This is a genomic window from Bradyrhizobium manausense, from assembly GCF_018130615.1.
GTDB lineage: Bacteria > Pseudomonadota > Alphaproteobacteria > Rhizobiales > Xanthobacteraceae > Bradyrhizobium > Bradyrhizobium manausense_A.
Genome location: NZ_JAFCKB010000003.1, coordinates 72913 through 96734 on the forward strand (window position 1 = coordinate 72913; position 23822 = coordinate 96734).

At 64.8% G+C, this 23822-nt stretch carries 21 protein-coding genes and 1 tRNA gene; 8 read left to right on the forward strand and 14 right to left on the reverse strand.

Features of this window, described 5'->3' with window-relative positions; genetic code table 11:
• The first annotated feature begins 100 nt into the window (after nucleotides 1-100).
• Nucleotides 101-691, forward strand: a complete 591-nt coding sequence (locus tag JQ587_RS06875) for a hypothetical protein (RefSeq protein ID WP_212424801.1) — start codon at nucleotides 101-103, stop codon at nucleotides 689-691.
• Here JQ587_RS06875 and JQ587_RS06880 read toward each other — a convergent pair.
• The 8 genes from JQ587_RS06880 to JQ587_RS06915 form a co-directional block, all read right to left on the reverse strand.
• Entirely contained in the window at nucleotides 688-1935 is a 1248-nt protein-coding gene (locus JQ587_RS06880; RefSeq protein WP_212424802.1) for a class I SAM-dependent RNA methyltransferase, read from the reverse strand. The two genes, JQ587_RS06875 and JQ587_RS06880, sit on opposite strands and share 4 nt — an antisense overlap.
• A complete protein-coding gene (locus tag JQ587_RS06885; protein WP_212297722.1) occupies nucleotides 1928-2662 on the reverse strand; it encodes a TlyA family RNA methyltransferase in 735 nt (244 codons plus the stop codon). The genes JQ587_RS06880 and JQ587_RS06885 overlap by 8 nt, the downstream gene beginning before the upstream one ends.
• 25 nt (nucleotides 2663-2687) lie before the next feature.
• Nucleotides 2688-3242, reverse strand: a complete 555-nt coding sequence (locus JQ587_RS06890; RefSeq protein ID WP_212424803.1) for a nucleoside 2-deoxyribosyltransferase — start codon at nucleotides 3240-3242, stop codon at nucleotides 2688-2690.
• A gap of 243 nt (nucleotides 3243-3485) precedes the next feature.
• The gene (dxs, locus tag JQ587_RS06895; protein WP_212297724.1) at nucleotides 3486-5414 is read right to left on the reverse strand and encodes a 1-deoxy-D-xylulose-5-phosphate synthase; all 1929 of its coding nucleotides are present in this window, start codon (nucleotides 5412-5414) and stop codon (nucleotides 3486-3488) included.
• Between the two features lie 593 nt (nucleotides 5415-6007).
• A complete protein-coding gene (locus JQ587_RS06900; protein WP_212424804.1) occupies nucleotides 6008-6259 on the reverse strand; it encodes an exodeoxyribonuclease VII small subunit in 252 nt (83 codons plus the stop codon).
• A 73-nt stretch (nucleotides 6260-6332) separates the two neighbouring features.
• Nucleotides 6333-7262, reverse strand: a complete 930-nt coding sequence (locus JQ587_RS06905) for a histone deacetylase family protein (RefSeq protein WP_212297726.1) — start codon at nucleotides 7260-7262, stop codon at nucleotides 6333-6335.
• 135 nt (nucleotides 7263-7397) lie between these two features.
• The gene (locus JQ587_RS06910; RefSeq protein ID WP_212424805.1) at nucleotides 7398-9056 is read right to left on the reverse strand and encodes a bifunctional metallophosphatase/5'-nucleotidase; all 1659 of its coding nucleotides are present in this window, start codon (nucleotides 9054-9056) and stop codon (nucleotides 7398-7400) included.
• 87 nt (nucleotides 9057-9143) lie between these two features.
• Nucleotides 9144-9902 (reverse strand): enoyl-CoA hydratase-related protein, encoded by a 759-nt coding sequence (locus JQ587_RS06915; protein WP_212424806.1) that lies wholly within the window; start codon nucleotides 9900-9902, stop codon nucleotides 9144-9146.
• Between the two features lie 299 nt (nucleotides 9903-10201).
• Here JQ587_RS06915 and JQ587_RS06920 point away from each other — a divergent pair, with 299 nt between their 5' ends.
• A complete protein-coding gene (locus JQ587_RS06920) occupies nucleotides 10202-11437 on the forward strand; it encodes an MFS transporter (protein ID WP_212297729.1) in 1236 nt (411 codons plus the stop codon).
• A gap of 80 nt (nucleotides 11438-11517) precedes the next feature.
• Here the strand turns inward: JQ587_RS06920 and JQ587_RS06925 are convergent, their stop codons facing one another.
• Entirely contained in the window at nucleotides 11518-13296 is a 1779-nt protein-coding gene (locus tag JQ587_RS06925) for an acyl-CoA dehydrogenase family protein (protein WP_212424807.1), read from the reverse strand.
• 241 nt (nucleotides 13297-13537) lie between these two features.
• Between JQ587_RS06925 and JQ587_RS06930 the strand changes: the two genes are divergently transcribed.
• A tRNA-Gln gene (locus JQ587_RS06930) sits at nucleotides 13538-13612 on the forward strand.
• Between the two features lie 63 nt (nucleotides 13613-13675).
• Here the strand turns inward: JQ587_RS06930 and JQ587_RS06935 are convergent.
• From JQ587_RS06935 to JQ587_RS06945, 3 genes are read right to left on the reverse strand one after another with little or no spacing between them, the layout of a single operon-like run.
• Nucleotides 13676-13975, reverse strand: a complete 300-nt coding sequence (locus tag JQ587_RS06935) for a hypothetical protein (RefSeq protein ID WP_212297761.1) — start codon at nucleotides 13973-13975, stop codon at nucleotides 13676-13678.
• A 57-nt stretch (nucleotides 13976-14032) separates the two neighbouring features.
• Nucleotides 14033-14527 carry a flavin reductase family protein gene (locus tag JQ587_RS06940; protein ID WP_212297762.1) on the reverse strand — a complete coding sequence of 165 codons (495 nt, stop codon included), beginning with the start codon at nucleotides 14525-14527 and terminating at the stop codon, nucleotides 14033-14035.
• A gap of 50 nt (nucleotides 14528-14577) precedes the next feature.
• Nucleotides 14578-15669, reverse strand: coding sequence for an LLM class flavin-dependent oxidoreductase (locus JQ587_RS06945; protein ID WP_212297763.1), 1092 nt, complete (start codon nucleotides 15667-15669; stop codon nucleotides 14578-14580).
• 164 nt (nucleotides 15670-15833) lie between these two features.
• Here JQ587_RS06945 and JQ587_RS06950 point away from each other — a divergent pair, with 164 nt between their 5' ends.
• A complete protein-coding gene (locus JQ587_RS06950) occupies nucleotides 15834-16751 on the forward strand; it encodes a LysR family transcriptional regulator (RefSeq protein ID WP_212297764.1) in 918 nt (305 codons plus the stop codon).
• Between the two features lie 12 nt (nucleotides 16752-16763).
• On the opposite strand, the gene JQ587_RS06955 is transcribed toward JQ587_RS06950, so the two are convergent.
• A complete protein-coding gene (locus tag JQ587_RS06955) occupies nucleotides 16764-17648 on the reverse strand; it encodes an SMP-30/gluconolactonase/LRE family protein (protein ID WP_212424808.1) in 885 nt (294 codons plus the stop codon).
• Between the two features lie 98 nt (nucleotides 17649-17746).
• On the opposite strand from JQ587_RS06955, the gene JQ587_RS06960 reads away from it, so the two are divergent.
• Nucleotides 17747-18445 carry a TetR/AcrR family transcriptional regulator gene (locus JQ587_RS06960; protein ID WP_249154210.1) on the forward strand — a complete coding sequence of 233 codons (699 nt, stop codon included), beginning with the start codon at nucleotides 17747-17749 and terminating at the stop codon, nucleotides 18443-18445.
• Nucleotides 18446-18465: 20 nt separating this feature from the next.
• Here JQ587_RS06960 and JQ587_RS06965 read toward each other — a convergent pair whose 3' ends face one another.
• Nucleotides 18466-19443, reverse strand: a complete 978-nt coding sequence (locus tag JQ587_RS06965) for a tripartite tricarboxylate transporter substrate binding protein (RefSeq protein ID WP_212424809.1) — start codon at nucleotides 19441-19443, stop codon at nucleotides 18466-18468.
• Between the two features lie 197 nt (nucleotides 19444-19640).
• On the opposite strand from JQ587_RS06965, the gene JQ587_RS06970 reads away from it, so the two are divergent.
• From JQ587_RS06970 to JQ587_RS06980, 3 genes are all read left to right on the forward strand, one after another.
• On the forward strand, nucleotides 19641-20411 hold the full coding sequence (locus tag JQ587_RS06970; RefSeq protein WP_212424810.1) for an enoyl-CoA hydratase/isomerase family protein: 771 nt from the start codon (nucleotides 19641-19643) through the stop codon (nucleotides 20409-20411).
• A 1-nt stretch (nucleotide 20412) separates the two neighbouring features.
• Nucleotides 20413-22536 (forward strand): acetate--CoA ligase family protein, encoded by a 2124-nt coding sequence (locus JQ587_RS06975; RefSeq protein WP_212424811.1) that lies wholly within the window; start codon nucleotides 20413-20415, stop codon nucleotides 22534-22536.
• A gap of 62 nt (nucleotides 22537-22598) precedes the next feature.
• Nucleotides 22599-23816 carry an ABC transporter substrate-binding protein gene (locus tag JQ587_RS06980; RefSeq protein ID WP_349629483.1) on the forward strand — a complete coding sequence of 406 codons (1218 nt, stop codon included), beginning with the start codon at nucleotides 22599-22601 and terminating at the stop codon, nucleotides 23814-23816.
• The last annotated feature ends 6 nt before the right edge of the window (nucleotides 23817-23822 follow it).

The window sequence follows — 23822 nt, forward strand, 5'->3', positions numbered from 1 at the left end:
GGCGATCCGGGAACCGGATGGCGCGGCCGGCGGCGTCGGATCGCTGGTATTGGGACGAGCCCCGGCGTATGATTTGCCCGCTATCCTGACGGTCACCTGAATGCTCAGCCTTCTACGCTCCTGCGGTCTCGCAACTCTCTTGGCGGTGTTTTGCCTCGGCGGAACGCCGGCTCATGCGCAAGTCGCGCCCCTGCGATATTGGATTCCGGGCGGTGCTTTCGGTTATGGCGGCAGCGCCGATAGCTATGGCAACTTTTCAAGCTTCAATGCCGGCGATGCCAACGGCGGCTACGATTTCCGGCCCGGCTTCTTTGTCGGAAGCCAAAGCGGCAATCTCGGTCTGACCGGTTTCAGCCAGGCAGCATCGGCTGGAAACTTCAGCGCGCTGTCCTATGACAGCACGCAGTTCGGCTACAACATGAAGACTGCGGGCGGCTCGCCCGTGACGTTCTTTGCCGGCTTCGACACGCTGAAATACGGCAACGGCATCGGCAGCTCGGTTGCGCCGCTGACCTCGGCCGCCGGGCCCGGCTACGGCGCGTTTGGGGGTGTCGAATTCAAGCCGACCTCCAACCTCAGCCTGTCGTTCGGGGCCGGGTTCACTCAGCGGGACTCGGGCCGCATGGACAGCGATATCAGGTCGAACATGCTGCCCGGCGAGTCGCCGGCGCTTGGGGCTCTGCGGCGTTAGCGCGTGAGCCGCGCCACCAATTCCACATGCGGCGTGTGGCGAAACTGGTCGACGGGTACAACGCTCTCGATCTTGTAACCGCCGTCGATCAGCAGCCGCGCGTCGCGCGCGAAGGTGGCGACGTTGCAAGAGACTGCGATGATGACCGGCACTTTGCTCGCAGCGAGCTTCAGCGCCTGCGCCTGTGCGCCCTGGCGCGGCGGATCGAATACGACCGCATCGAAGTCGCGCAGTTCCGGCGGCACCAGCGGCCGGCGGAACAGATCGCGCGGCTCGGCCTTGATCGGCTTCAGCCCCGGCGTCCGTGCGGCCTTCGCGAGCGCGGCGATTGCGCCGGCGTCGTTGTCAAAGGCGGTGACGCGCGCCCTTTCGGCCAGCCTGAGCGCGAACGGGCCGACACCGCAGAAGAGGTCGAGAACCTCCTTGGCCTTGCCGACGCGTTCGGCAACGAGTGCGGCCAGCGTCTCCTCGCCGGCGACAGTTGCCTGCAGGAACGAGCCCGGTGGCAGCGTCACGTCCGCACGGCCCATCTTTACCGTCGGCGGCAAGCGTTGCAGCACCAGTTCGCCGTGACGCGTCAGCCGCGCCAGGCGATGCTGCTCGGCAACGCGCGAGAGCGCCGTGACCAGTGGCGTCGGCAGCGGGCCGGAGCCGCGCACGTCGACATCGAGGCCGTTGGTGGTCGCGGTGACCTGGATATCGAGCGGCTTCGTCACCGCCATCTTCGACGTCAGCGGCTCGGCAATCGCCCATGCCGCATCGAGCGCGCCTTCGAGCGCGGGATCGAGGATTGGGCAGCGATCGATCGGAATGACATCGTGCGAGCTGGTTGCCGAGAAGCCGACCTTCAGGATGTCATGTGTGCCGAACCTCCCGTGCAGCGTGACGCGCCGGCGGCCCGCACCATGGGCATCGACCAGCGGCGCGACGTCGCACGCGATGCCGGCCTGCGCCAGCGTCTCGACCACGATGTTGCGTTTCCAGGCGTGATAGGGCTCCGCCGCCCAGTGCTGGATCGCGCAGCCGCCGCACACTCCGAAATGCGGGCAGAACGGCGCGACGCGTTCCGGGCTTGCGAGATCGACCGCCAGCAGCTTGCGGCGGTCGGGATGATGGCCGGCGACATGATCGACCTCGACGGTTTCGCCGCCGAGCGTGTAGGGCACGTAGACCGCATCGCCGGTCGTGAGCGAGACGCCGTCGCCGCGATGGCCGACATGATCGATCGTGACGCGCTCAACCACGGTGCGCACCCAGGAAGAATTCGATATTGCCGTCGCCGCCGGCAATCGAGGACGGAAACACCTCGATGTCAGTGCAGCCGAGCGACGCGGCAAAGGCTGCGATGTCGTCGCAGATCTCCTGATGCACGGCAGCGTCGCGGACGATGCCTTTTTTGTTGTGCTTCCGTTCGGCCTCGAACTGCGGCTTGATCAGGGCCAGCAGGCTCATGGGCGCGGCGGCCAGCGACAGCGCCACCGGCAGCACTGTCTTGAGCGAGATGAAGCTGACGTCGATGACGACGACATCGGGCCGCGCCGGCAGCCGCTTGCCCTCGTAGCTGCGGATGTCGGTCTCTTCCATCGACACGATCTTGGGATGACCGCGCAGCGAGGCATGCAGCTGGCTGGTGCCGACATCGATGGCGAACACCAGGCTGGCGCCGTTGGCCAGCAGCACCTCCGTGAACCCGCCGGTGGAAGCGCCGACGTCGAGGCAGACATGATCCTCGATCTCGATCGGGTAGCGCTCCAGCGCGCCGGCGAGCTTGACGCCGCCGCGTGAGACGTAGGGGTGCGCCGGCTCGGCCTGAATCACCGCGTCCTCGGCGATCGTCTCCGAGGGCTTGGCGACCTGCTTGTCGTCAGCCCTGACGAGGCCGGCCTCGATCGCCGCGCGCGCCCGCGCCCGGCTCTCGAACAGGCCGCGCTCGACCAGCAGAACATCCGCGCGCTTGCGGGCAGGGGGCATCAATCTCTCCGGAGCGACTAAAGCGCTATGTAGCGATCAATCGCGCGGCCGCCATCCGGACGCAAGTCTCGAACGCGGCGAGATCGTGCCAGACATCGACCGGCTGCTTTGCCGGCGTCACCAGTGGGCAGCCATGCAGCTCCAGCGCATGGATCATCATGAGATTGTCGACGAGGCCAAAATCCTCGACCGTCAGCCCCTGCGCGTCGACCAGCCGCCCCTCCTCGGAGGTGACATGCATGGAGCGGCCGACACGGTCGGCATAGGTGGTGCCATCGTTGGAATAGGCCAGGCAGAACTTGCGGCGGCCGGCCATGTAGCCCAGTTCGTAGACCGTGCCGGGATCGGCGCCGGCGCCGCGGAACGGCGTGAGATTGGCGATGATGGCGTCGGCCCCGTCCATCATGGCCTCGTTGCCGCAAAAAATCTGGCGCGAGGCGTCGGGCGCGGCGAGGTCGATCGCGTTGTCGAGGGGGTAGAGGCCGGTCAGGCCGTGATCAGCGCAGATCGCGGCCTTGCGCCGGCCGATCTCAACCGCATCCGGCAGGAACACATCGGGGCCTGCCAGATAGATTTTCATGGGACTACCGATCGAGGAGGCAGCGATTTGCTACGGCATCGGCGGTGCGAAACCTCTCCCGAAGGGAGAGGTCGCGCCGAAGGTGCGGGTGAGGGGTTACGCTCTCGCGTGAGACCTGAACCCCTCACCCGGATCGCTGCGCGACATAGCCGAGGCTTCGCCTCGGTGTTCTCAGGTACGGCCGCCGAAGGCGGCCTATGCCTCTCCCTATGGGAGAGGTGGGGTTCAGTGCCCGTACGACTCTCAGGCGAGCTTGACCGTCTCGGTCTTCACGTCCTTGCCGAGCGCCTCGAACACCTTGGCGACGATGCCCTTGGCGTCGAGACCGGCGCGACCGTACATCGCGGCCGGCGTGTCGTGGTCCTGGAATACGTCGGGCAGGACCATCGTGCGGAACTTGACCATGCCGGTGTCGAGCACGCCCTGGTCGGTCAGGAACTGCGCGACATGCGAGCCGAAGCCGCCGATCGAACCCTCCTCGATCGTGATCAGGATCTCGTGGTCACGGGCAAGCTTGAGCACCAGCTCGGTGTCCAGCGGCTTCATGAAGCGCGCATCTGCGATCGAGGTCGACAGGCCATGGGCTGCGAGCTCGTCGGCGGCCTTCTCGCATTCGGCCAGACGCGTGCCGAAGGAGAGCAGGGCGATCTTGTTGCCCTGGCGGATCATGCGGCCCTTGCCGATCTCGAGGGGGACGCCGACGTCGGGCATCTCGATACCGCGGCCCTCGCCGCGCGGATAGCGCAGCGAGCTCGGACGATCGTCGATCGCGACCTGGGTTGCCACCATGTGGACGAGCTCGGCTTCGTCGGCCGCCGCCATGATCACCATGTTCGGCAGGCAGCCGAGATAGGCATTGTCGAACGAGCCGGCATGCGTCGCGCCGTCGGCGCCGACGAGGCCGGCACGGTCGATGGCGAAGCGCACGGGCAGGTTCTGGATCGCGACATCATGCACGATCTGGTCGTAGCCGCGCTGCAGGAAGGTCGAGTAGATCGCGCAGAACGGCTTGTAGCCTTCGGTCGCAAGACCTGCGGCAAAGGTCACCGCGTGCTGCTCGGCGATGCCGACGTCGAAGGTGCGGTCCGGGAACGCCTTGTTGAAGATGTCGACGCCGGTGCCCGACGGCATCGCCGCGGTGATGGCGACGATCTTGTCGTCCTTCTGTGCTTCCTTCACTAGGCTCTGGCCGAACACGTTCTGATAGGCCGGCGCGTTCGGCTTGGCCTTGGCCTGGGTGCCGGTTGCGACATCGAACTTCACGACGGCATGGTACTTGTCGGCGGAGGCTTCCGCCGGGCCGTAGCCCTTGCCCTTCTGCGTCACGACGTGGACCAGGATCGGGCCGGTCTCCATGTCGCGCACGTTCTTCAGCACGGGCAGCAGATGGTCGAGGTTATGGCCGTCGATCGGGCCGACGTAGTAGAAGCCGAGCTCCTCGAACAGCGTGCCGCCGTCCATCATGAAACCACGGGAATATTCCTCGACGCGGTTGGCGCGGTTGGCGATGATCTTGGGCAGGCGCTTGTTGATCTGCTTGGCCGCCTCGCGCAGCGTGCGGTAGGTCTTGCCGGAGTAGAGCCTCGACAGATAGGCGCTCATCGCGCCGACCGGCGGAGCGATCGACATGTCGTTGTCGTTGAGGATGACGATCAGGCGGGAGTTCATCGCGCCCGCATTGTTCATCGCCTCATAGGCCATGCCCGCCGACATCGAGCCGTCACCGATGACGGCGATCACGTTGTTCTTGCCGCCGGAAAGGTCGCGCGCCACGGCCATGCCGAGGCCGGCCGAGATCGAGGTCGAGGAGTGCGCCGCGCCGAACGGATCGTAATCGCTCTCGCTGCGCTTGGTGAAGCCGGAGAGGCCGCCGCCGGTGCGCAGCGTGCGGATGCGGTCGCGGCGTCCGGTGAGGATCTTGTGCGGATAGGCCTGATGGCCGACGTCCCAGATCAGCCGGTCGCGCGGCGTGTCGAAGACGTAGTGGATCGCGGTGGTGAGCTCGACCACGCCGAGACCCGCGCCGAAGTGACCGCCGGTGACCGAGACGGCATCGATGGTTTCCTGACGCAACTCGTCGGCGACCTGGCGCACCTGCTCGATCTTGAGCTTGCGCAGGTCTTCCGGCGTCCGGATGGTGTCGAGAAGCGGCGTCTTGCTGTATGCGTTCACGGCGATTTCCAATTTTTCAGCGCCGGAAGGTCATTCCGGTGCGCGATGGGTTTGCACAATATCGGCGCAGCGCGAGTCCTTAAACCGTCGGAGCCACCTGCATGGGGCAATGCCCCGTCTTCAAGCTTAGGTGAGCTTAAGTGCGCTCCGGTTCAGTCTCTGTGATCCCTGTCACGTAGATCGGCTTCGTCCGTCCAAGCCAATTTCATTAGCGATTTGAGGCGCTTGTCGTCGGTATTCGGTCCCCACGTCAAGGCTAACAAAAAGCCACACTCCGCGCAGCTTTACACCAAAGCTGGGGCCAAAGCCAACCCGCCGGACCGATTACGGGTATGCAGATGCAACCGGCGGGCCGATTTGGTTAATCGCGGCGCCGGAGCGGAGGTTCCAATTCTACCCCGGTTCCTTGGCAGGATCCTGGGCGAAAGAACAGATATTTTGGCGGGATTCGCGAGGCCGAAAGGACCCTAGCGAGAAAATTCCCCAATTTTAGCGCCCGCGCCCGCTTCCGGTGGCTGGAGACGGCGGCGTGCGATCTTGAAATAACCCAAGGCGACTACTGCCCGACACGGACAGCCTTGGACGGCGGCCCCTTACTGCACGTCGAGCGGGGCGGTGCCGCTGGCCTGTCCGCTGGCATCGGTCGTGATCTTGTCGACGCGCGCCTCGGCCTGGCGCAAGAGTTCCTCGCACCGGCGCTTCAGGGCTTCACCACGCTCGTAGATCGTAACGGATTCCTCGAGCGGCACCTTGCCGTCCTCGAGCCGCTTCACGATCGTTTCGAGTTCCTCGATCGCGCGCTCGAAGGTGAGCCGGGAGACGTCGATTTGGGTATTTTCGGCCATATCCGTTTCCGATTGCCCGATTCGCTTCATTTCTGAAAAAGCAGAGTTTTGCGGGCGTAATGTGGCAGGGGCATCAGGCGCCCATCAAGGCGCCGACATGCGCCGTAACAGATTCTTTCAGTCCTTGCAGGTCGTAGCCGCCTTCGAGCACAGAAACAACGCGCCCTCCGGCAGACTTGTCGGCGAGATCCATCAGCTTGCGCGTCACCCAGGCATAATCCTCCGCGCGCAAATTCAGCGAGGCCAGCGGATCGCGGTAATGCGCATCGAAGCCTGCCGAGATGATCAGCAGTTCGGGGCTGAACTTTTCAAGCTGCGGCAAGATCAGGTTCTCGAACGCGGAGCGGAATTCCGGCCCGCCGTCCTCGGAGGCGAGTGGCGCATTGACGATGGTGTCGTGGTCGCCGCGCTCGCCCTTGGCTCCGGTGCCCGGAAACAGCGGCATCTGGTGGGTCGAGCAGTACATCACGGTCGGGTCCGACCAGAAGATGTCCTGCGTGCCGTTGCCGTGATGCACGTCGAAATCGACGATGGCGGCGCGCTTGATGCCGTATTTGCGCTGGGCGTGCCGCGCGGCGATCGCGACATTGTCGAAGAAGCAGAAGCCCATCGGCTTGCCGATCTCGGCGTGATGGCCGGGCGGGCGCACCGCGACGAAGGCGTTGCGGTGCTCGCCATTCATCACCGCTTCGGTCGCCGCAACCGCGCCGCCGACGCCGCGCATCACCGCTTCCCACGTGCCAGGGGACATCGAGGTATCGCCGTCGATGTAGACCTGGCCGCTGGTCGGCGCGATGTGGCGCAACTCGGTGACGTAGTGCTCGTTGTGGCACAGCGTGACGAGATCGAGATCGCCCTCCGGCGCCAGGTCGCGCGCCAGGAACTGGAAACGCTCGTGCGACAACGCTTCCTCGACCGCGCGCAGGCGGTCGGGCCTTTCAGGGTGTCCCGGCGGCGTGACGTGGTCGAGGCAGGCCTTGTGGGAGAGGAGAAGCGTGCTCATCAGGTCGGCCTCACTGGGAACGAACTCTCGACGTCGCTTGGCGCATCCGGCGCCAAAACGCAATGCAAAATGCAATCTATGCGGTCCGCCGCGAATGGCAAAGGGCTGAGCCGTTCCGCCTCGGTTTGATCCGGATCAATTCACACGCAGGATGCGGGTCGGCGGCAACGGGCCGATCGGTCCATGCGCCCTGAAGAAGGCAAACAGCGCATCGGCGTCGTAGCCGCCATATTGTGGCGAAGCGCCCTGCTTGGCGACGGTAAAACCGTCGCCGCCGACCGCGAGGTAATCGTTGAGGGTGACGCGGTAGCCGGTGGCCGGCTCGATCGGTCTGCCGTTGAGCGTCATCTTGTCGGCCATGACGCGTTCGCCGGGCGGCTTTGATGCGTCCCAGGTGTAGCTGAACCCGTTCGATACCTGGAGAATCCGTGGCCGCTTCGGATCGAGCCATTGCTGCTCCAGCATGTCCTTGAGCTGGCGGCCGGTGAGCGTCATGGTGACAAGGCGGTTGCGGAACGGCTGGCTCGCGAACAGTTCGCCGTAGGACACCGTGCCGTTCTCCTTCGGGATGATGTCGGTGCGAATACCGCCGGGATTGGTGATCGCGATGGCGGCGCTGCCATCCTTCTCATCCCTGGTCGCCGCAAGCTGCGCGTCGGCGATGACGTCGCCGAGCGGACTTTCGCCGGCGTCGTTCGGAACGCGCGACAGCGTTTGGGTCACCGATCCGGCCGGCCGGTTGGCGATCGGCGCGGAGAGCTTGTCATAGGCGTCGATCAGCGCGGTCTGCTCGGGATCCCTGGCCAGCGAGGCGTTGGCGACGATGACGTTCTCGCCCCTGGCGCCGACGATGTCGCGTGTTGCCGGATCGAGCTTGAGGTCGATCGCGGTAACGAGCGTGCCGTATTTGTCGCCGCTGGTGACGAGTCTGCCGTCGATCTGGCAAACATAGGCGCGATGGGTGTGGCCGCTGACCACGACGTCGACGGCGCGGTCGAATTTCTTGACGATATCGACGATTGGTCCCGTGATATCAGGGCACTCGTTGTAGTCTCCGGCCGGCTCGCCGCCCTGGTGGATCAGGACCACGATCGCCTCGACGCCCTGCGCCTTCAGTTGCGGTACCAGCGCGTTCACGGTCTCGGCCTCGTCGCGGAATTCGAGCCCGGCAACGCCTGATGGAGAGACGATGCCGGCCGTTTCCTTCAAGGTCAGCCCGATGAAGGCGACGGGGATGCCCTCGAACTCCCTGATCTCATAGGGCGGCAAAATGCTCTTGCCTGTCGCGGTCTCGACGGTGGACGCCGCGAGATAGTGGAATTTTGCTCCAGTGAAGGAATGCGGTCCCTGGCATCCGTCCTCCGGATGACAGCCGCCGTTCTGCATCCTGAGCAGCTCGGTCTTGCCCTCGTCGAACTCGTGATTGCCGACCGAGGTGATCGCAAGCCCCATCATCGACAGCGATTCGACCGACGGCTCGTCGTGAAACATCGCCGACAAAAACGGGCTCGCCCCGATCAGATCGCCGGCAGCAACGAAGATCGTGTTCTTGTGGCCCTCGCTCAATTGCTTGACCAGCGTCGCCATGTACTCGGCGCCACCGGCAGCCACCATCACCTTCCTGCTCTTGTCTTCAGGATCATTGATGCGGATGCCACCCGGCGGCGGGCGGAGATTGCCGTGAAAATCGTTGATCGCGAGAATGCGCAGCTCGACGGGGGCCGCGCTTTGGGCTGCGGCGGGCAGGGCGGCGAGTGCGAGTGAAAGTGCGGCAAGGATGGGCTGGTATCGCATGGAACCAGACTAGACGTTCCAGGCGAGGATTTCACGAAAGTTCTCGCTGTCATTCTGGGCTCGCGGCGCGCGCCCCGGAATGACGGCCTACCGCTTCTTCCGATTCGCGAACGCATTGAACGCGGCAACGGCATCGTCGGATTTCAACCGCTCGCCGAACAGATGGGCCTCCTGGTCGACGCGGCGGGTGAGCTCTTCGGGCGCGGCGCGCAGCAATTTGCGCGAGGTTGCGACCGCTTCGGCCGGCAGCCGGCAGATTTCGCGCGCCACCTTGCGCGCCTCGACCTCGGTATGTCCCGGCGAGACCACGCTGTTGACGAAGCCGGCGGCGTGCGCCTCGGCGGCGGTAAACGTGCGCCCCATCACCAGCATCGCGAAGGCGCGCTGATAGCCCATCGTGTTCGGCATCAACAGGCTGGAGGCCCCGACCGGCACGAGGCCGAGATGAATATAGGGTGCGGAGAAAGTCGCAGCATTCGAGGCGAGCACGTAGTCGCAGTGGAACAGCATCACTGTGCCCATGCCGATCGAGGCGCCGTCCACGGCCGCAATGATCGGCTTGGTGTTGAGAGCGAGCGAATAGAGAAACTTGACTCCGTCCGATAGTGTTTCCGGGCGTGACGTGTCGGCGTGCAGGAAATCGTCGATGTCGTCACCGGCCGTGAACACGCCTGAGCCTCCGGTGACGATCATGCAGCGGATATCGGGATTGTTCTGCGCGGTATCGATCGCGCGGCTCATCTCCCGATACATGACCTGGGTGATCGCGTTTTTCTTGCTCGGGCGGCGCAGGGTGATGATGCGCGTTCCACGCTCTTCGGTGACGACGATATTGCCGTTCGGCATGGAGCACTCCCTGCGGCCGCCGCGGCGCCTGCCATCGGCGAGTCTTGCTGGAGGCAGCCTACATGATCTCACAGAGGAGCCAATGCTGCGGTTCAACCATTTCGGCCGCGACGCAGGTGAGCGGTTGCATGACACCCGCCCCATGGCTGGATTGCCCGGGGAACTGTGACGCGAACGGGCGTCACATCTCCAGCGATGCTCTTTGCGCATTGCAACAATTGGATACAACGTTTCATTTGAAAAACCGGTGGTTGTGCGGCACGATCAGCCGTCTCGTTCCATTAGGCCATACTCGATCGATGATTGCCGCAACGGGCGTTGACGAATCCTCGCTGCACTATCGTGGCTGGCGCGTGGTGCTGGCCTGTTTCCTGATGGCCTTCTTCATGTTCGGCTTCGGCCTCTACGGCCAGGGCGTCTATCTGGCCGAGCTCCAGCGTGCCCATGGCTGGCCGGGCACGCTGGTATCCGCGGCCAGCACATTCTCGTTTCTGCTGAGCTCGGTCCTCGTCGTCTTCACCGATGATCTGCTTGCCCGGATCGGGTTGCGAGCGCTGATCCTGTGCGGACTGTCGGCGCTCGGCGCATCGACCGCGCTGCTGGGAGTGATGCAGGCGCCCTGGCAGCTCTATGTCGCCTATGCGCTGATGTCGGTCGGCTGGACCGGCATGGGCACGGTGGTGATCGCCACCGTTCTGAATTCCTGGTTCGCGCGGAGGCGCGGGCTCGCGCTCAGTCTCGCCTTCAACGGCGCTACTTGCGGCGGCATCATCCTCGTTCCGGTCCTGCTGGCGCTGAGCAGCAGCCTCGGCTTTCGCTCCGCGATGCTGATGGCCACCGTCGTGATGGTGGTCCTGGTGCTGCCGGTGGTCGTCGTCTTCACCGGTTGGCCGGTCGACGCGTCGCTGAATCCGGCCGGAAGTACGTCCCGCGGCGGCGAGGCCGTGCGTCATTCGCGGAAGGAGCTGCTCGCCAACGCGCCGTTCTGGACCATGGTGCTGCCGATCGCGATCGCGCTGTTGGCGCAGATGGGATTCATCATCCACCAGGTGACGTTTCTCGAACCGCTGATCGGCCGCGCCAGCGCAGGCCTCGCGGTGACCCTGATGGCGGCGATGGCGGTGGTCGGACGGCTGTCGCTCGGCCTGTTCGTCGACCGGCTCGATCCGCGGCTTGCTTGCGCCGCGTCGATGACGAGCCAGGCGGCGGCGTTGCTCGTTCTCCTGCAAAGCCACAGCCCGACCGTGCTGCTTATCTGCTGCGCCGTTTACGGCTTCTCGATCGGCAACATGATCACGTTTCCACCCCTGATCATCCAGCGCGAGATCGGCAGCACGGCCTTCGCGGCCGCGATGGGGCTGGGGACCTCGATCAGCGGCATCGTCAGCGCGTTCGGCCCCGGCATCGTCGGCCTCGTGCGCAGCGTGAGCGGCGACTACACCATGGCGTTCGCGATGTGCGTGGTGCTGGATGTCGTCGCCGCCGGCGTCGTGCTGTGGCGGCCGGGCAAACGGGTGAAGGTCGTGGCGTCGTAAGCCCGGATGGATCCAAATATTCGGTGTCGTCCCGGCCTTGGCCGGACGACACTGAATGTGCAGCCGGCAACGAGCCCATCTTACCCCAGCAACACCGCGTCCGCCGCTGCGACCGACTCCGCGCTTTCCGTCACGGTGCGCTCGAGCGCGCCAGCCTGCACGGTGATGTTTTCCGCAAAGAAGCGCGCGAGCGAGACGTGGCGGGCGGCCTCGGGATTGCCGTCGGCTTTGGCGGCGAGCGCCTCGGAGGCCAGCATGCAGCCGCCGAGCGTGGCGCCGAACTGCTGCAAATACGGTGTCGCGCCGGCGAGTGCCTCGTTCGGCGCGGAGGTGACGCGCTCCAGCAACCACTTGCTGCTGCGCGTCAGCGCTTCCAGCGCCTCGCGCAATTTTGCGCCGGTGGTGCCGAAGGCGGGGTCGTTGGAGGCCTCGACCTGTTTGACGGTAGCCGCGAGCTCCTCGATCAGCGCCCACACCGACGCGCCACCATTGGCCGCCAGCTTGCGTGTGACGAGGTCGATCGCCTGGATGCCGTTGGTGCCCTCATAGATCGCGGTGATGCGGGCATCGCGATAGTGCTGCGCCGCGCCGGTTTCCTCGATGAAGCCCATGCCGCCATGCACCTGCACCCCGAGATAGGCGACCTCGTTGCCGATATCGGTGGAATAGCCTTTGGCCATCGGTGTCAGCAGCGCCGCGCGTGCGGCTGCATCGGCGCGCACCTTCGGGTCCTTTGCGCGTAAGGAGACGTCGAGCGCGACTGCGGTCGCATAGCAGATGGTGCGAGCGGCCGCCGTCTGCGCGCGCATCCGCATCAACATGCGCTTGACGTCGGGATGCACGAAGATCGCGTCCGAGCCGTCGCCCTTCTTGCCGACGGCGCGGCCCTGCCGGCGCTCCTGCGCGTAGGCCAGGGCCTGCTGATAGGCGCGATCGGCTACGCCGACGCCCTCCAGGCCGACGCCGAGGCGGGCCTGGTTCATCATCGTGAACATGCAGCGCATGCCCTGGTTCTCTTCGCCGATCAGGAACCCGATCGCGCCGCCATGATCGCCCATGGTCATGGTGCAGGTCGGCGAAGCATGCATGCCGAGCTTGTGCTCGACGCCCGAGGCAAAGATGTCGTTGCGCGCGCCGAGCGAGCCGTCGGCGTTGACCATGAATTTCGGCACCAGGAACAGCGAGATCCCCTTGGTGCCGGCCGGAGCATCCGGCAGCCGCGCCAGCACGAAATGCACGATGTTGTCGGTCATGTCGTGCTCGCCATAGGTGATGAAGATCTTCGTCCCCTTGATGCGATAGGTGCCGTCGCCCTGCTTTTCGGCGCGGGTGCGCAGCGCCCCGACATCGGAGCCGGCTTGCGGCTCGGTGAGCTGCATCGTGCCGGTCCATTCGCCGGAGACCAGCTTTTCGAGATAGATCGTCTTGAGCTCATCGTTGCCATGCGCGTCCAGCGCCTCGATCGCGGAGGCCGTCAGCAGCGGGCAAAGGCCGAAGGCGACGTTGGCGGCACTCCAGATCTCGGTGCAGGCGGCGTTGATGGCGAGCGGCAGGCCCTGGCCGCCGAAATCCTCAGGTCCCGAGACCGCATTCCAGCCGCCCTCGATCCAGCGCCTGTAGGCATCCGGCCAGCCCGGCGCGGTCGTGACCTTGCCGGCGTCGAGCTTGATGCCGTGCTCGTCGCCGACCTTGTTGAGCGGCGCCAGCACGTCGGTCGCGAACTTGCCGGCTTCCTCCAGCACGGCGGCCGCGATATCCGCGTCGAAATCGCCATAATGGCCGGCTTCCACGGCGGCCTTGAGGCCAGCGCCGTGGTTGAGCGACAGCAGCATGTCAGAGATCGGCGCGCGGTAGGTCATGGCTCACTCCCGAAGACAGGTTTGGCGCCGTATTCCCATGAAACGCCGGAGGTCTCAATGGCCGGGAGGGGCGGGACCGGACCGGGATCTGGCTTATAATAGAGTGGGACCACGCCATATCCCGGCCTGTGGTATTTTGCCTCTCCAGGCGGTTGAAATGCCCCGCCGCTCCCTATAGACCGGCTGCGACTGGAGGGAATCTGCGGTAGTCGGGTCTTCCGCCATTTCTCCCGTCACCTGATGGGGCGTAGCCAAGCGGTAAGGCAGCGGATTTTGATTCCGCCATTCGGAGGTTCGATCCCTCCCGCCCCAGCCAGCAGCGCCGCTTGTTCCCCGAAGCGCGGAAAATCTGTGCGGGGCAAGGATCTGAGGGACCGTCTCAGGTTATTCGTTCGATATGAGCGCGGATCGCGTGCCGTTCGGCATCGATCCAGCCGTGCTCGCGGGCCTTGTCGACCATCTCGGCAAAACGCTGATCCCAGCTGGCATCATCAGGGCGTCCTGCCAGCGTGGGGACCAGGTCAACCGAGACGAGCGCGTCACGATCGTCGAGCAGCGTGATCCCCGGCCAGGCCAGCGTTCCGGACCCGACATCGGCGTGCAGCACCAGCTTGAACCTGCGGAAGTCGAGCGGCTCGCTGAGCCGGACGATGCCGCCGTCGAAACATTCGATGATCACGCCGCCGCTCCTGTTCTGGCTCCCTGGCGATTCCGGTCCGGCGCCATCGCAGGCCGGCTATGCCTGCGGCAAGGCGCGCAGCGCGCCCTGAAAATTGACAAGAGGATCGCCATTGCCGCCGCGGGTGGCCACGATCCTGCCGATGAAGAGACCGTGTGTGCCGACCATCTGGTGATGATGCAGCACGCATTCCAGCGTGCCGATCGCGGGTTCAAGCAATGGCACGTCGAGAATGCCTTGCTCCCACGCTGCCGTCGCGAAGCGGTCGATGCCTTTGGCGCCGCCGGCGAAACGCAGCGCCAGATCCTCTTGCCCACTGCCGAGGAGACTGATCCCGAAGCAGCCATTGGCGAGAATGGCGGCATGCGTTTCGGAGCTCTTATTGACACCGACGAGCAGACAGGGTGGCTCCATGCACAGCGAGGTGACGGAGCTCACCGTCAGCCCGCGCCGCATCGCCTGCGTCCCCGTCGCCACGATCGCGACGCCGCTCGCCAGGTTGCGCATGGCCAGCCGGAATTCGGCGGCTTCGACTGAGCGGAAATCGGTCATTTGAGACATCTGACATCCCATGACGTACCTCCTGGCTCGGCGGGGCTGCGCTATGCCGAAACCGCTTCGCCCGCAGTCGTGCCGTGTCCGGCTCGGCCGGCCTTCAGCTCTTTCCGGATCGCGGGAATGATCTTGCTGCCCCACAATTCGATCTGGCGCAGCATCGTGCGCTGATCGAAATCGCCGAGCTGGGTCTGAAGCGCGATGTGGGTCGGCTTGAGAATGCTGATTTCTTCCAGCATGCGGTCGATCACCTGGTTGACGCTTCCGACGGGCAGGTTGCTGCGCATCGTCTCCAGGCTCATGTCGTTCGGCCCGGCCTCCTCCTTGATCAGATAGCCGTCGTCGCTCTGGGCGCGCCGGAATTTCAGGCTTTCGGAAAGACGGCGTTGGAAGCGCGCATTGTCCAGATATGACTGGATCTCGCTCTCATTGTCGCTGGCATAGGCGCAGCGCAGGAAGCCGAAACGGGTGTTGTCGATGGAGCGGCCTTCCTTGGCCGCAATCCCCTCGAGACGTTCGCGCAAGGCCTTGATGGCGTCGAGGCCGTTCAATAGCGCGGTGACGAACAGATTGTGGTTGTCGCGAATGGCGCGGCCGAGCGTCTCGCCGTGGCCCGACGTGACCCAGATTGGCGGCATCGGCGTCTGCACCGTACGCACCGCGATTGCGGTCGGCGGCATCTTCAGGTGCTGGCCGGAATAGGAGAAGATGTGCTCTTTCATGCCGGCGTGGAGCACATCGTAGAATTCGGCGAACAGCGCGTGCGAATGATCGAGATCGACGCCGAAGCGGTCGAACTCGAACTTCTGGTAGCCGGAGCCGATGCCGAGATCGAGGCGGCCGTTCGAGACCGTATCTGCAAAGCCGATTTCGCCGAGCAGCCGTGCCGGATGATACAGCGGCAGCACGCAAACGGCCGAGCCGAGGCGGATGCGCTTGGTCAGGCCGGCGCAATGCGCGACCATCATCAGCGGTGAGGGACACAGGCTGTAATTGTTGAAATGATGTTCGGCGTACCAGGCCGTATCGAAGCCGGCATGCTCGGCGGCAACCGTCTGCTCGACCGCGTTGTTGATGACTTGCTGCGAGGTTTGATGATAGCCGCGCTGCTGCGCGAGAATGAATACGCCGAATTCCATGGATACGTCCTCCACCACATCGCGGTCGCTCTTGCGATCCCGCGGTCGCTTTTGCGATCCGCCGCGGTCGCTTTTGCGACGCGTTCTCATGACGATATGACCTTGAGCTTTTTCGAACAATTGGCGTAATCTGAGTATGTCCTTTGCAGAATATGAAAAGATCGATGAACCGCCTCCAGGCCATGGAATTGTTCGTGAGCGCCGTCCGGGAGGGCAGCTTTTCCGCGGCCGGGCGCCGCGTCGGGCTCTCGCCGGCGTCGGTGTCGCGCTACATCGGCGAGCTCGAGGCACAGCTCGGTGTGCAGCTTCTGAACCGGAGCACGCGCCATCTCGGCTTGACCGATGCCGGCAAGATCTTCTTCCAGCGGACCGAGCAGGTGTTGCACGGCATCGAAGACGCCGAAGCTGCCGCGCTCTCGCTCCAGACCGCGCCACGCGGAACGCTGCGGGTTCACTCGCGGACGCTATTCGGCATCAAGGTGCTCTCGCCGTTGATTCCAGGCTTTCAGAAGTTGTATCCGGAGCTGAAGGTCGAGCTGCGTCTGTCCGAGCGGCGTCCCCAGCTTCGCGAAGATGAATTCGACGTCGACTTCCAGATCCAGACGGCGAAGGACCCGGGCCTGATGCAGCGGCGAATGCTGAGGAGCGAGCGGATCCTCGTGGCGTCGCCGGACTATGTCGGCCGGATGCCGAAATTGCGTGAACCCGATGACATCACTCACCACAACTGCCTGACCTACTGGATGGGCCCCGACGATGTGGTCTGGAAATTCATGCGCAGGAACAGGCTGCGCGAGATCATCGTGCCGTCGTCCCTCAGCAGCAACAACGGCGTGGTGCTGTGCGATCTCGCCGTCAGCGGGCACGGGATCGCGCTGCTCGACGACTACACCGTGGCGGAGGAGTTGAAGAGGGGGCGCCTGACACGCCTGCTGCCGGGCTTCCGGGTGACGAATTCCACCTTCGACGAAGGGATCTACGCGACGTTTCTTCAGAGCAGCTATCTGCCGGAGAAGATCAGGGTTTTCGTGGACTACATGGCGGAGAACGTGCCGAAGCAGATCAAGCGATCAGCGCAGTAATCGAGGAGACGGTCAGTCCGAGGCAAACCTGTGCGCCGGCAATCCGCGAACGCCGAGGCCTTCCACGGCGAACAGGCCGCCGGCATCGGGGTGATCGTCCCTGAGGGCGTGGCTCCGCGAGATCGACGTCACGTAGAGAATATCGAGATCGGCTCCGCCGAACGTCACGCTGGTCGGGTGACGGATCGGCATGTCGATGATGCGCGCGATCGTCCCGTCCGGCGCAAATCGCGCGACCTTGCCGATGCGCACGAGGACGGACCAGAGGTAGCCCTGCGAATCGACCGTTGCGCCGTCGCAGCCCGACTGCAGCGCTTCGGTGTCGACGAAAACGCGTTTGTTCGCGAGAGGGCCGTTCTGGCTGTAGTCATAGGCCCAGATGATCCGTCTGGCGCTGTCCGCGAGGTAGAACGTCTGGCCGTCGGGGCTGAAGCACGGTCCGTTGCTCACGGCGAGATCCGTTTCCAAGAGCTCCACCGCGCCCGTAGCGTCCAGGCGATAGAGACCGCCTTGCGGCGCTTCGTCGGGAGTGCGGTCGCCGTGCATGGTGCCGGCCACGAAGCGTCCTTGGGGATCGGCTTTGCCGTCGTTCAGCCGCACCTTGGGGTGCTCGAGCCCGATCGACGGGTCTTCCGTCAGGACATGCGTGTCGAAATCGTAGCGCGCAAATCCATGGCGCAGCGCGAGCACCGCGCCGCCGTCGTCGCGCAGGGCCAGTGAGCCGATCGGCGCGGGGACGCCGAACTGTTCGGCCGCGCCGGTGACGGGATCGCGCGCGCGGATCAATCCGGCGAGCGCGTCGATCCAGAAGAGGCGTTGCCGGCGCTCGTCCCATACCGGGCTCTCGCCGAGCTCGTCCTTGGTCGTGCCGACCCGTGTGATCAAGGTCGTGCTCATGGCCCCGCGCTTTGGTATCGCCGGGCTTGACCGGTCGGTCGGTGAAAACCTAGTTTCATTCCAAAGACTCGCGGGCTGACGAATGGATTGCGGAGTTCATGACTGAACTGTCAACGATGAGGGACGGCGTTGCGAACCAGGCCGAGGCCTCGGACCGGGTGCTGCAGATTCTCGCCGAGGCCGGGCGACTGTTCGCCAGCAAGGGATTCGAAGGCACCTCGATGCGGGATATCGCGCTCGCCTGCGGTATCTCCAAATCGCTGCTCTATCATCACTTCTCCAACAAGGACGAGATCTACGCGCGCGTGGCGGTCGGCTCCACGCTGGAGCTTTATCTGTTCGTGCGCGATCGCATTCCGGACGGAACGCCCTCGCAGAAGATTCGTGCGTTCATGGTCGCCACGGCCGAGTACTTCCGGCGCTACCGCTGGGCCTGGATCGCCTCTACGACCGCGTTCTGGAACGATCCGGACCGCCAGCGGCAGAAGGAGCGGTTGACGCGCCGCGACCGTTTTGAGAATTTTCTGCGCGGCCTGATCCAGGAAGCGATCGACGCCGGCGAAATCCGCAAGGTCGACGTTCCCATGACCGGGCGGCTGATCCTGTCCTCGCTCAACTGGATGCATCGCTGGTACAATCCCAACAAATCCGCAACCCCCGAGCAGATCGCGGATATTTTCTTCGACATGATTTTCAACGGCTTGCGAAGCGGCGAACTGGTCGAGCTTCCCGGCGCTGCGTCGCCCAAGGAGCCGTCCAAGGAGCCGTCCAAGGCCGGCCGGCGCAAGTCACGCTGACCGGCGGGGGCGGCCCCGCCTTATTCCAGAACGATATTCTGCGCCTTGATGACGGGTCCCCAGAGCGCGGCATCCTTGGTCAACTGAGCATCGAGCCGTTCCGGCGCACCGGTGTCGGTCACCAGGCCGTCGATCTCCAGTTGCTTTGCGATCTCGGGCTTCTGCATCGCCGCGTTGGCTGCTGCGTTCAATCGCGCGATGACGTCGCGGGGCGTGCCCGCGGGCGCGTGCAGCGCGGTCCAGAAAGAGGCCGTGAGGTCGGGATAGCCGGATTCGGCCAGCGTCGGTATCTCGGGAAAACTCGCCATGCGCTTCTCCGATGAGAGCGCGAGGATGCGGAGCTGGCCGCCGCGGGCGTGTTCGATGACGGCGGCGGGCGTTGCGAAATTGAGGTCGCATTCCCCCGACAGCGTTTCCATGATGGAGGCCGGATTGTTGCGATAGGCAACGTCGGTGACGGCAAATCCCATCGATTTGCTCATCATGATCCCGAACAGATGCGTGACGCTGCCGGGACCGAGCGTGGCGTAAAACAGCGGCTTGTCGCGTCCCTTGGCATAGGTGACGAAGCTCTTCACGTCGGTGGCGGGCGTTCGTGCGTTCACCGTCAGCGACAACGGTCCGTTGCAGAGCATGGCGACGGAGGCAAAATCCTCGAGCTTGTAGGGCAGGTTCTTGCGCAACAGCACGTTCAGCGAAATCGGACCGGTGCCGCCGGCCAGGAGGACCGATCCGTCCTTCGGCGCCCGCGCCACATATTGCGATCCAACGATGCCGTTGGCGCCGGGCTTGTTGTCCACCAGGACCGGCTGGTCGAGGTTCTCCGCCATGACCTTCGCGATCGAGCGCATCAGGCTGTCGATCGAGCCGCCCGGGGCGTAGGGTACGATGATGAAGATCTGTGGCGAGCGCGCCCTGACGATAGCGGGAGCGCCAAGCGGCGCGGCGAGGGCGCCGGCGATCAGAGTTGTCGCCTGGCGTCGGCTGATCCTGTGCATGCGCGTCCTCCTTGGTGTCGTTCCTTGATTGCGAGCGAACCTATCGACTGACCGATCGGTCAGTCAATAGTCCATCAGCAGGATATTGCCAGCCCCGGCTCTTGGTGCTATCAGCGAGAAGGCTGACCGATCGGTCAGGAGAGACTGGCAGCGCCAGCAAGACAAGCACAAGACAAGCAAAAGCCCAGGAGGAAGCCATGTCAGGAGATATCGTCACTCTCGAAGTGTCCGATCACATCGCGCTGGTGACGCTGAACCGTCCTCCCGTGAACGCGCTCGATCGCGCGATGCGTGACCGCATCGTCAGCGTGTTCGACGAGATCTCCGAGCGCAGCGATGTCAGGGTTGCGATCCTGACCGGAGCCGGGAAGGTGTTTTGCAGCGGCGCGGATCTGAAGGATCGTCCGGACCCGGCGAAGGTCGGCGCGTTTCACAGTCATAACCGGATCACGCGCGAGACCGGCAACTGCATCCGCGAATGTTCAAAGCCGGTCATCGCGGCGATCAACGGTGTTGCGCTCGGCGCGGGTGTGGGCCTGATGGCCTCCTGCGACATCTTCTACGCCTGCGAGGAAGCGGTTTTCGGCATGCCCGAGATCAACGTGGGTCTCGCCGGCGGCGCGGCCATGTTGAACACATTGTTCGGCCGCTCGCTGATGCGCCGCATGTTCTTCACCGGCTATCGCGTGCCGGCCGCCGAGCTCTACCGCCTCGGCATCATCGAGGCCTGCACCACCAAGGAAAATCTGATTCCCGAAGCGATGAAGCTCGCGCAGGAGATCGCCTCGAAGAGCCCGATCGCGATGGAATATGCCAAGAACGCGGCAAACATGGTCGAGTTGATGCCGCCGCGCGATGCCTATCGCTTCGAGCAGAACATCACCATGGCCCTGTCCAAGACCGAAGACGCCAAGGAAGCGCGGATGGCGTTCCTGGAGAAGCGCGCGCCGGTGTTCAAGGGGCGCTGAGATGCGGCCGGGACAAGGTCTCGACGCGCTGATGTCGCCGCGCTCGATCGCGATCATCGGCGCCTCGCAGGAGGCGACCAAGATCGGTGGTCGGCCGGTCGACCTGCTGCGCCGCCACGGCTATGCAGGTCGCATCTATCCGGTCAATCCGAAGGCCGCGACGGTGCAGGGCCTCAAGGCCTATGCATCCGTCGCCGAGGTGCCGGAGGCGCCCGATCTCGCCATCATCGCGGTCGATGCGGAGCGCGCGGGCGAGGCCGTCGAGCAGTGCGCCGCGCGCGGCGTACGCAGCGTCGTCGTGTTCTCATCGGGCTTCGCGGAGCTTGGCGAGCAGGGCCGCGCGATGCAGGACCGGCTGCGCGTGGCCGCGCGAGACAGCGGCATGCGCCTGCTGGGGCCGAACTGTCTCGGCGCGGTCAGCGTCGCCGAGAAGAGCATCGCGACCTTTTCGATCGTGCTCGAACACAGCATGCCGGCGGCTGGCTCGCTCGGCATCGTGTCGCAGAGCGGCAATCTCGGCAGCTACACGATGCGGCTTGCCAGCGAGCGTGGTGTCGGCGTCAGCCGTTTCATCACCACGGGCAACGAGTGCGATGTCGATATCGCGGACGGAATTGCCTGGATGGCGCGCGATCCCGCCACGAAGGTGATCCTGTGCTGCCTCGAGGCTTGCCGCGATGCCGGCCGCCTGATCTCGGCGCTGGAGGAGGCGCGTGATGCCGGCAAGCCCGTCATCGCGATGAAGATCGGGACGTCGGCGGCAGGCCAGGCCGCAGCCGCCTCGCACACCGGCGCGATGGCCGGATCGGACGCGGTGTTCGACGCGCTGTTTGCCCGTTGCGGGGCCGTGCGCGTCCGCAGTATCGACGAGCTGATCGATCTCGGCCATGCCGCATCGATCCTGCTGCCAGACCGGCTGCCGAAAGGCCCTGGCGTGGCGATCCTCACCGCGTCGGGCGGCTTTGGCGTGCTGCTCGCGGATGTGGCGCAGTCGGCCGGGCTGACGTTGCCAGAGCTCGGGCAGGAGACGCAGCGCCAGATTCTGGAGCTGGTGCCGTTTGCATCGGCCCGCAATCCGGTCGACGCGACGGCACAGATGTCGAGCCGCCCCGATCTTCTGGAGAAGATCATGTTCGCCGTCGTCGCGGACGAGCGCGCCGATACGGTGATCCTGCCATTGCCGTTCTCGCTGCACCTGCCGCGGCTGCGCTCCATCTATATGCAGACGCTGCGCAACATCCGCGCGCAGTTTCCGCACCGCCCGGTCATCCTGTGCGTCGACGGTCCGGAGGACGCGCTGGCCGAGCTGCACGCGTTGGGCTTCCCCACGGTGGAAAGCTTCGATGGCTGCTGCGCCACCGTCGCTGCGCTGGTGCGCCTGCAGGCGGCATCGAAGCGTTCGCAGGACGTGCCTGCGGTCGTCGAGCCGGCGCAGCCGCTTGCCGCCGACGCATTCCGCCACGAACTCGGCGCCAAGCGCGCGCTTGCCGAGGCGGGTGTTCCGGTCCTGGCCGAGCGCCTCGTTCAGGACGCCGATGCGGCGGCGCGTGCTGCTTCTGGCATCGGCTACCCCGTGGTGTTGAAGATTGCCTCGCCCGATCTGCCCCACAAGACTGAGGCCGGCGGCGTGGTCGTCGGCCTGGGCTCGGAAGCTGAGGTGCGGCGAGCCTATGCCCAGATGCGCGATAGCGTCGCCACCAAGGCGCCGCATGCGACGATTGACGGCGTGATCGTGGCGCCGATGGCCAGGGGCGTCGCCGAGCTCATCCTCGGCAGCCGCATCGATCCGGTGTTCGGGCCGGTCGTGATGGTCGGCCTCGGCGGCATCTTCGCGGAGATCCTGCAGGACTCCGCCGTGCAGATGGCGCCGGTCAGCGAAACGCAGGCGTTGGCGATGCTGAAATCGCTGAAGGCCTTCGCCGTGCTCGACGGTGCGCGCGGTCGGCCGCGCGCCGATCTCGACGCTGCGGCCCGAGCCGTTGCCGCGCTGTCGCGCTTTGCCGCCGCACATGCCGAGACAGTCGCGGAGATCGACGTCAACCCGCTGCTGTTGCGTGCCGAAGGCGAGGGAGCCGTGGCGCTCGATGCGCTGTTGATCCCGCGCGGAGCGCAGCCAACGCACTGAACCAGCCAAGGAGAGCCGGCAGAAGTCGGCCTAAAGCAAAAGCGTAAAAGCAGGAGGAAACGGTGAAGAGATCGACGATTGCCGCACTCGGCATGATTGCCTTGCTGCTCCCGAATGCGCCGCTGTCCGCGCAGGGTATCTCCGGTGACGTCGTCAAGATCGGCATCATGAACGACCAGAACGGTCCCTATGCCGACAATTGCGGCCTCGGCTCGGTGGCAGCCGCCAAGCTCGCCGTCGCCGATTTCGGCGGAACGGTCGGCGGCAAGAAGATCGAGCTCGTGACCGCCGATGACCAGAACAAGCCCGATGTCGGTGTCGCCATCGCGCTGCGCTGGGTCGACAACGAAGGCGTCGATGCCATCGTCGGCTGCTCGGCCTCGTCGATCGCGCTGGCGGTGCAGGAGATCATGAAGAACCGCAAGAAGCCCTATCTTCTTGCCGGTACGGCCGGCTCGTTCTTCACCAACGACAAATGCTCGCCGATGACCACGCAGTGGGTGGTCGACACCTATGCGCAGCCAAAAGCAACGGTGAAGGCGCTGCTCGCGCAGGGCATCGACAGCTGGTTCTTCCTGACGGTGGACTACGCCTTCGGCAAGGCGTGGCAGGCGGACGCGACCAAGTTCATCGAGGCGGGCGGCGGCAAGGTGGTGGGCTCGGTGCTGCATCCGCTCAACTCGTCGGATCTGTCCTCATTCCTGCTGACGGCACAGGCCAGTGGTGCCAAGGCAATTGCGCTCGCCAATTCGGGCGCGGACTTCGCCAACGCAATCAAGCAGGCCCAGGAGTTCGGACTGAACAAGTCGCAATTGCTGGTCCCGCTGGGGTTGATGATAAGCCAGACGCACGGCATCGGCCTCAAGGATCTCCAGAACGTCCGGCTCACGACGCCTTTCTACTGGGACATGACGCCGGAGAGCCGGGCCTTTGCCAAGCGCTATGCCGAGGCGACGGGCGGCCAGCTTCTCAACGAGGGCAAGGCGGCCACTTACAGCGCCATCACGCATTATCTGAAGGCGGTCGACGCCGCCGGGTCCGACGACGGCGACGCCGTGATGCGGCAGATGAAGAATACGCCGATCAACGACTTCGAAATGAAGAATGTCAGCATCAGGGCTGACGGCCAGGTCATGCGCCCGCTCTATGTCGCGCGGATCAAGACGCCGGCGGAGTCCAAATACACCTACGATTATTACGAGATCACCGGCACGATCGCGCCGGAGGATGCGTGGCGGCCGGCATCGGAGAGCGCCTGCGCGCTGCTCAAGTCGCACTGATGGACG

Bases quoted from the DNA above. Each gene is read 5' to 3' on its own strand.
- JQ587_RS06875 (WP_212424801.1), top strand. From the start codon at position 101: ATGCTCAGCCTTCTACGCTCCTGCGGTCTCGCAACTCTCTTGGCGGTG.
- JQ587_RS06885 (WP_212297722.1), bottom strand. From the start codon at position 2,662: ATGCCCCCTGCCCGCAAGCGCGCGGATGTTCTGCTGGTCGAGCGCGGC.
- JQ587_RS06890 (WP_212424803.1), bottom strand. From the start codon at position 3,242: ATGAAAATCTATCTGGCAGGCCCCGATGTGTTCCTGCCGGATGCGGTT.
- JQ587_RS06900 (WP_212424804.1), bottom strand. From the start codon at position 6,259: ATGGCCGAAAATACCCAAATCGACGTCTCCCGGCTCACCTTCGAGCGC.
- JQ587_RS06905 (WP_212297726.1), bottom strand. From the start codon at position 7,262: ATGAGCACGCTTCTCCTCTCCCACAAGGCCTGCCTCGACCACGTCACG.
- JQ587_RS06910 (WP_212424805.1), bottom strand. From the start codon at position 9,056: ATGCGATACCAGCCCATCCTTGCCGCACTTTCACTCGCACTCGCCGCC.
- JQ587_RS06915 (WP_212424806.1), bottom strand. From the start codon at position 9,902: ATGCCGAACGGCAATATCGTCGTCACCGAAGAGCGTGGAACGCGCATC.
- JQ587_RS06920 (WP_212297729.1), top strand. From the start codon at position 10,202: ATGATTGCCGCAACGGGCGTTGACGAATCCTCGCTGCACTATCGTGGC.
- JQ587_RS06925 (WP_212424807.1), bottom strand. From the start codon at position 13,296: ATGACCTACCGCGCGCCGATCTCTGACATGCTGCTGTCGCTCAACCAC.
- JQ587_RS06940 (WP_212297762.1), bottom strand. From the start codon at position 14,527: ATGACCGATTTCCGCTCAGTCGAAGCCGCCGAATTCCGGCTGGCCATG.
- JQ587_RS06945 (WP_212297763.1), bottom strand. From the start codon at position 15,669: ATGGAATTCGGCGTATTCATTCTCGCGCAGCAGCGCGGCTATCATCAA.
- JQ587_RS06950 (WP_212297764.1), top strand. From the start codon at position 15,834: ATGAACCGCCTCCAGGCCATGGAATTGTTCGTGAGCGCCGTCCGGGAG.
- JQ587_RS06955 (WP_212424808.1), bottom strand. From the start codon at position 17,648: ATGAGCACGACCTTGATCACACGGGTCGGCACGACCAAGGACGAGCTC.
- JQ587_RS06960 (WP_249154210.1), top strand. From the start codon at position 17,747: ATGACTGAACTGTCAACGATGAGGGACGGCGTTGCGAACCAGGCCGAG.
- JQ587_RS06965 (WP_212424809.1), bottom strand. From the start codon at position 19,443: ATGCACAGGATCAGCCGACGCCAGGCGACAACTCTGATCGCCGGCGCC.
- JQ587_RS06970 (WP_212424810.1), top strand. From the start codon at position 19,641: ATGTCAGGAGATATCGTCACTCTCGAAGTGTCCGATCACATCGCGCTG.
- JQ587_RS06975 (WP_212424811.1), top strand. From the start codon at position 20,413: ATGCGGCCGGGACAAGGTCTCGACGCGCTGATGTCGCCGCGCTCGATC.